The 6,297-nt window shown below is 44.8% G+C and carries 6 protein-coding genes; 4 read left to right on the forward strand and 2 right to left on the reverse strand.

Annotation, left to right across the window (positions count from 1 at the left end):
• The first annotated feature begins 24 nt into the window (after positions 1-24).
• Both F6K64_RS21700 and F6K64_RS21705 read left to right on the forward strand, forming a co-directional pair.
• Entirely contained in the window at positions 25-600 is a 576-nt protein-coding gene (locus F6K64_RS21700; protein ID WP_008177978.1) for a Uma2 family endonuclease, read from the forward strand.
• 87 nt (positions 601-687) lie between these two features.
• Positions 688-990: a hypothetical protein gene (locus F6K64_RS21705; protein WP_008177980.1), complete on the forward strand. Its 303-nt coding sequence runs from the start codon at positions 688-690 to the stop codon at positions 988-990.
• Here F6K64_RS21705 and F6K64_RS21710 read toward each other — a convergent pair.
• Together F6K64_RS21710 and F6K64_RS21715 are read right to left on the reverse strand one after the other, a co-directional pair.
• Positions 968-1,402 (reverse strand): helix-turn-helix domain-containing protein, encoded by a 435-nt coding sequence (locus F6K64_RS21710; protein ID WP_008177982.1) that lies wholly within the window; start codon positions 1,400-1,402, stop codon positions 968-970. The genes F6K64_RS21705 and F6K64_RS21710 overlap by 23 nt on opposite strands.
• A gap of 392 nt (positions 1,403-1,794) precedes the next feature.
• Positions 1,795-3,531, reverse strand: a complete 1,737-nt coding sequence (locus F6K64_RS21715) for a glycosyltransferase family 39 protein (protein WP_008177986.1) — start codon at positions 3,529-3,531, stop codon at positions 1,795-1,797.
• A 186-nt stretch (positions 3,532-3,717) separates the two neighbouring features.
• Here F6K64_RS21715 and F6K64_RS21720 point away from each other — a divergent pair, with 186 nt between their 5' ends.
• Positions 3,718-4,665 (forward strand): class I SAM-dependent methyltransferase, encoded by a 948-nt coding sequence (locus F6K64_RS21720; protein WP_008177988.1) that lies wholly within the window; start codon positions 3,718-3,720, stop codon positions 4,663-4,665.
• 796 nt (positions 4,666-5,461) lie between these two features.
• Complete coding sequence (locus tag F6K64_RS21725) at positions 5,462-5,593, forward strand: hypothetical protein (RefSeq protein WP_008177993.1); 132 nt, start codon at positions 5,462-5,464, stop codon at positions 5,591-5,593.
• The last annotated feature ends 704 nt before the right edge of the window (positions 5,594-6,297 follow it).

The raw sequence follows: 6,297 nt of genomic DNA on the forward strand, positions 1-6,297 counted from the left end.
TACAATTCTACATTTTAAATCACCATGACTGCTTTTACAGTAAGTTTCAACTCTATTATTGAACTGACTGATGACCAATTTTATAAGTTATGTCGAAATAACCCGGAAATAAAATTTGAGCGCAATGCCAAGGGAGAAGTGATTATCATGTCACCTACTGGTGGAGAAACTGGTAACCATAATGCTGAAATCATCATCGATTTAGGTATTTGGAATCGAAAAGCTAAATTAGGGGTTTGTTTTGACTCTTCGACGTGCTTTAAACTCCCTAATGGTGCTGACCGTTCTCCGGATGTAGCGTGGATTAAACAACAACGCTGGGATGCACTTAAACCAGAGCAACGCCAGAAGTTTCCACCGATTTGCCCGGATTTTGTGCTAGAATTAATGTCTCCAACTGATCGGTTAACGGTGACTCAAGCCAAGATGGAGGAATATCTAAAAAATGGGGTAAGTCTGGGCTGGTTAATTAATCCTCAAGCACGGCAAGTGGAAATTTATCGACCAGGTCAAGTTGTGGAGGTGTTGGAGTCTCCTAAAACTTTATCAGGGGAGGAGGTTTTGCCTGGGTTTGTCCTGGATTTACACTATCTTTGGTAAATATAAAATTTTACTTTCGTCACTCATCACCTGCCGCTGGAATAATAATTTTTTAAACATTCAACACTAGTTTTCTAGAGGTCTGCTATGGGTCGTGCGTCAAAACTAAAACAACAACGTCGCCAAGAATCTCACGACGGTACTAACAGCACTTCATCCCGACCTAGGTACGTATTATTTGAATCCAATAGCTCTAATTACCTAGCTTCATTAGAGTTATTAGGTGGGATGGAACGGTTAAATTGGTGTCCTCATGCAGGGGGAGCACTCAAATTTGATTCCTTCAGTCAAGCCCAAGCCAAAGCTAAGCGGATTGCTAAGCAAAGAGGATACACCCTACAAGTGGTTGAGCTTAATTCTGAACATGTTAATACTGACCAAAAACCTTAGTTACAACCTCCACATTAGGCTCAACCTCTATCCAAAGGGTGGCACCACTATTCTTGGGAGATTCTGGTCTATAGACTAACCGGGATGGCCCGCTGATTTCTACATAATGACAGTTGATATCGCGATTACCCCGTTTAACTGTAATCACTGGGTCTGTTGTATGGTTTTGTTGATTCTTTTGAAGTACTTCCTCGTTGAGGTAGATGTGAGTCAGGGATTTGCTGGGCTGTTTTCTCCAGGAGCCTTGTGGTCCTCGGCTACCGGGAACTATCTTGGGCATACCGTTATATAGCGGAATCCGCCAAAAGCGACCAACTTTTTCGGCTCCTTGAATTCTGCCCTCTTTCAGGAGTTGGCGAACTCGTTGAGGACAAATACCTAGAAGATAGGCGGCTTGGGTGGTATCTATCATGATCGGGCAACTTACTCTAGCGCTATTAATTTATTCGGAAATATACCATACAATTACAGCAATTGCCAAGTTTTATAGGGAACAGGGAATCGGGAATCGGGAATCGGGAATCGGGAATCGGGAACAGGGAACAGCGGATCTGGGCACAGCGGATCTGGGCACAGGGAAGAGAGACTATTAAGTATTAAGTATTAAGGATTAAGTATTAAGGATTAGGAATTAAGCCAGAAGTCTTGAATCGATTAATAAACGTTTAGCAAAATGGCTGATTTATCTGCAGGAAGTACGATAAAAATCAGCAAAAATATCTTTAACTATACCAAATTATCGAAAACTATTTATTCCCTCTCCCCCCACACTCCGAACACTCCACCCTCTCCCGACACTCTTCCCTATTTCCTGCCCTCAGCCCCATGCTTCTCACAAGAATACCGTCGAAATCGATAACCAGGGACTTTAGATATAGATTGTTTATCCTTAATACAACCTTGGGCTTTTAACTCAACAGAGGCAGAAAAATTGACTACCCACAATTCTAAAGGTTTGGGCAGTTGAGCCACAGTTTTTTGCAGGGTTTCTGTAGCTACCCTTGGCTCGGTGTCTTTATGTGCCAAAAGAAACTGGGGTGAATTAATGGCAGTATCAACTACTTTGCGACGGTTCAATTCCCAAGCTAACCCCATCATTTCTCCTGTTTGTTCATGGCTTTTGTGAACTGTAGCAATCAGGACTGGCAGGGATTGAGACTGGAAATCACTAATCTCTAAGATTTTAGCGATCGCAAGATCTGGTCGATCGGCTTTTTGGTAACTCACATGGGATGCCACTATCACTCCACCTACCAATCCCATCAACAGGATTAGTGCTACCCATTGCTGATCTTTCCCTTGGGCAGCTCTCCAACAACTGGCAAAGCTTGCTGCTAGTAACATAATTACGATGGGGAAGTAGACAAACTGGTAACGAGCGGCTAAGGTCAAATCAATGCCAAGACCGTAAGTGATTAATAAGAATAATGCGATCGCTCCCAGGACGAAACCGCCCAAAACCTGAGTCATGACCTTAGTCTGGGAGTGTAACCTCTGAATTCTGATTCCTCGACGCAACAGTTGCCCTATCAAGAGCACTAATATTACTGTTACTAGTCCAGAGGCGACCATAATCGGTAGGGATTGCCCTTCTACTGGCAGCATCACTACCATAGTGATCAGCCAAGACAAGAGTCTAGCTACCGGTTCGAGCAAATTGCTGAGGGTTGTGTCTTGGTGAACCCACTCTGTCAAACGATTACTGGAGGGGCGTGGCAAAATTGGCAGCCAAACTAAGACTCCCATTAATGTCCCGAGGGCCACCGCGTAAATTCGCCACCAGTACTTCCAAGAAAATACTGAACCCCCTGACCCAATCCGCAACCCAAGCATTACCAGTCCTACAGCTGCGATCACCAGGACGAAAAAGTAATGGACAGCTATGCCCAAGCTATTGACAATAACCCAGATTAATGCTATGTAAATCGGGAAGGGCGTCTGCCGTTGAAGCGATCGCGTAGCGTACACCAAACAACTGACTGAAGCGATAACCAATAGAATCCCTAGAGTGTAGTGTCGAGCTTCTTGAGCCAGATAAATGCCATAGGGTGAAACAGCCATCAGTGCTGCTGCGAAGTGACCCACCAGGCAAGAACGAAACCCTAACCAACCTAACCCAAACATGGCTGGAATTGAAATCACTCCCAGTAGCACACTCAAGGATCGCGCTACCCACAGGGATACCAATTCCCCATGGCCTGGAAACAGCTTCAGCCACAGATGGGTTAGGACGAAGTACAGTGGTGGGTGATTACTCTCCGTGATTAGGTTATTAATAACGGAATTGATGCTAGCACTAGAGTTCGGTTTGAGGGGAGCTAACAGGGTATCTGACGTAATCACCTGATCCAGCGGTACGCTCCGAAAACTATTGCCCAGGCTAAACACTAGGGTGGCAAATTCATCTGACCAGGGGGGTTTTCCGGCCAGATAGGTAAACCGTAAACCTGCTGCGATCGCTATCCACACCAGCAGTAATAGAACTATGACCCAACTACTCCAGCTTTTGTCCACTTGGGATTTTGGGTTGTTAAGAATCATTAGTCATTAATTCTCTTTGTAGCTAGGAATCAAGGTAACGTTTTCCCAAACTACTTTATTATCGTTGATGCCACTGTTTAGTTACTTTAACTGAAATCGGTGCTGGGGCAGAGGAATAATACCGCGCAATCATACCGCTATGAAATAATTAGATGAGCTAATCATTGGGATAATTTTTGAATACTGATGAAGGACAAGCTCAAACCAGACTGGGCGGGGGATGACTTACTCTCCCGGTTCGTTAATCTGTTGATCGACACCAAGCCGATCTACAAGGTGATGCAACACCAGGCCAGGCAGGTGCTAATTAAAACCGCAGAAAAAAATGGGATTGAGTGGCGGAAAAACTACCAGGAGTTAGAAAAATCAGGAGCGAAGACCTTACTATCCGAGATTACTAACCCTAGCCTGGTCTACCCAGACTACTACAAAGTCCCTTTCCATGCTTATGACCAGGGAAACCTATGCTGGGAAGCTGCCTTTGAAGCTGCCAGTGCTACCCAGGCTATGGGGTTGAGGGTTTGGCCCAAAGAAAAACTTACTTGGCTTTCGGCACAAGAGCGATTACGAAGTAGTTTTCATCAAGTACTAGGAGAGTATAATCCCGAGATAGTCACAGATGTGCTAGACATTGGCTGCTCAGTAGGGATATCTACCTTAGCGCTACACCGCTACTACTCCAGGATCAAAAAGGGCAAAATCCGCACCGTTGGGTTAGACTTATCCCCTTATATGCTGGCTGTGGCCAAGACCATGGATCAGACAGCAGAAATATCCGAATGGATCCATGGCAAAGGAGAGGAAACCAGTTTACCAGACAATTCCTTTGATGTGGTCACCTTACAGTTGGTTCTTCATGAACTACCGCACCAAGCAACAGAGGAAATTTTTTCCGAAGCGCTACGTATTCTACGACCTGGTGGCTGCCTTGGTGTTGTAGATAATAATCCTGCCTCCCCAGTCATCCAGAATCTGCCCCCTGCACTGTTTGTGTTGATGAAAAGTACAGAACCTTGGAGTGATGACTACTACAGCTTTGATGTGGAAGGGGCGATGATTAAAGTTGGTTTTGACTATCAGACCACGGTAGCCAGCGATCCTCGTCACCGCACTATTATTGCTACAAAACCGTAAGCTATAGCAGTCGCCAGGGCAGTTAGGACATGACAAAAGTCTCACACCCAAAGTAAGCGCAAGAGTTTGACTTCTGACTTCTGACTTCTGACTTCTGACTTCTGACTTCTGCTATATCAGCTATCAGCTATCAGCTATCAGCTATCAGCTATCAGCTATCAGCTATTGCGCGTAGGGCATATGCTTACACAAAACCTGCTTGAGGTGAGTGGGTGAAGTGTGGGGAGTTTGGGAAGTCAAATCAGCAACTCTTGTCCACTGTTACCTGATCTCTGTTCCCAAATCCGCTGATCCCTGTTCCCGACTTCTGAAAGAAATCTAAAGGTTGTAGCAATTCCTCTTGATGCAGTGGCTAATCTAGCGTTTTTTAGCCTAATGAGGTACACATAATTTTTTACCTCTTCCCTCTTATGACTTTACTGCTTCCTGGTCCCTGGTCCCTGGTCCCTGGTCCCTGGTCCCTGGTCCCTGGTCCCTGGTCCCTGGTCCCTGGTCCCTGGTCCCTGGTCCCTGGTCCCTGGTCCCTAAAACTTGTACCTTACTAGCTTGAAAACCGCTAGAGTAATAATTACGAGTCAATCCCAAATGAACTAGTTTGGGATTGACTCGCTGTTTGCAGCTTCCTGTGCCGTTCAAAGGTGCTGTAAAAACAACCCAGTTAGGTTATATAAGTAAGGATATGAAAAAATCAGTATAATTTTTATAAATTTATCATGAAGACTACCCAAATTTTTTGAAAGCTTTTTTGAACTAAATGTGAAGATTTGGTTAATTGTGAAAAAAAAGTAAAAATTTGGTGAATCAAGTCCAGGTGGTTGTCGAGTTTCCTAGTCTTGCCCAACCTGAGTTCGACATCACCAACTTTATCCAGGAGTCAGGAGCTTCGATTCAGGATTCAGGAGCCATAATAACTGAATTTTATAGTTAATTAGGAATTAATCAGAGTTTAATGGGCAATTAACCTATGTATTCTCCCAATAACTTCTGAATTATTCTCCTGAATTCTTAATTATGTCTCCTATATCCTCAAAAAACCAGCCAATTTCTTACATAAAACTGAGGTTGTCCAAGACCGATTGCCCAAGACCGATTGCCCAAGACCGATTGCCCATGCTGGGATTTTGGCATCAACAGGCTCGGGGTAGACTCATAATCTAATCCCTTTACCCTTTCCCCTTTGCCCTGATAACTGCGGCGAAGTCTAATCAGCGCCCAAAGCCGCTTAGGCCAAAGCAGGGGCAGAATTTAGGGCAGCACTATGGTATTGATTGGACTAATAGCAGTCAAACCGAATTGGACTAATAGCCATCGGAGGAGGATATCCTGATCTGGTCAGCCTTGGGGTTTATCACCTTTCTCGTCAGAGAGATAACATAAAAGGAGTTCTTGCCAGCAGCACCTACACTAGGAGGTGGGACCCTAGGGCGATTTACTCGCCCTAGGAGGCGCGCACCTATGGAAATTTATAGCCACCATCTACGAGGTCTTCTGGTTATGATCACAGATCTGTCCCAATTGGGATCAGGACTGAAACAGGTTGTTAGGACTAATCAGGGGGATGTTGATAGAAGGGATTACTGGCTATCAGCAGGTGCGCTTGACCTTGGCGAATTAAATTCGCCAAGGTCAAGA

The sequence above is a fragment of the Moorena sp. SIO3A2 genome, assembly GCF_010672265.1.
Lineage (GTDB): Bacteria > Cyanobacteriota > Cyanobacteriia > Cyanobacteriales > Coleofasciculaceae > Moorena > Moorena producens.

Excerpts from the sequence above, each read along its gene's own strand:
- F6K64_RS21715 (WP_008177986.1), bottom strand. The coding sequence starts at position 3,531 with ATGATTCTTAACAACCCAAAATCCCAAGTGGACAAAAGCTGGAGTAGT.
- F6K64_RS21710 (WP_008177982.1), bottom strand. The coding sequence starts at position 1,402 with ATGATAGATACCACCCAAGCCGCCTATCTTCTAGGTATTTGTCCTCAA.
- F6K64_RS21705 (WP_008177980.1), top strand. The coding sequence starts at position 688 with ATGGGTCGTGCGTCAAAACTAAAACAACAACGTCGCCAAGAATCTCAC.
- F6K64_RS21720 (WP_008177988.1), top strand. The coding sequence starts at position 3,718 with ATGAAGGACAAGCTCAAACCAGACTGGGCGGGGGATGACTTACTCTCC.
- F6K64_RS21700 (WP_008177978.1), top strand. The coding sequence starts at position 25 with ATGACTGCTTTTACAGTAAGTTTCAACTCTATTATTGAACTGACTGAT.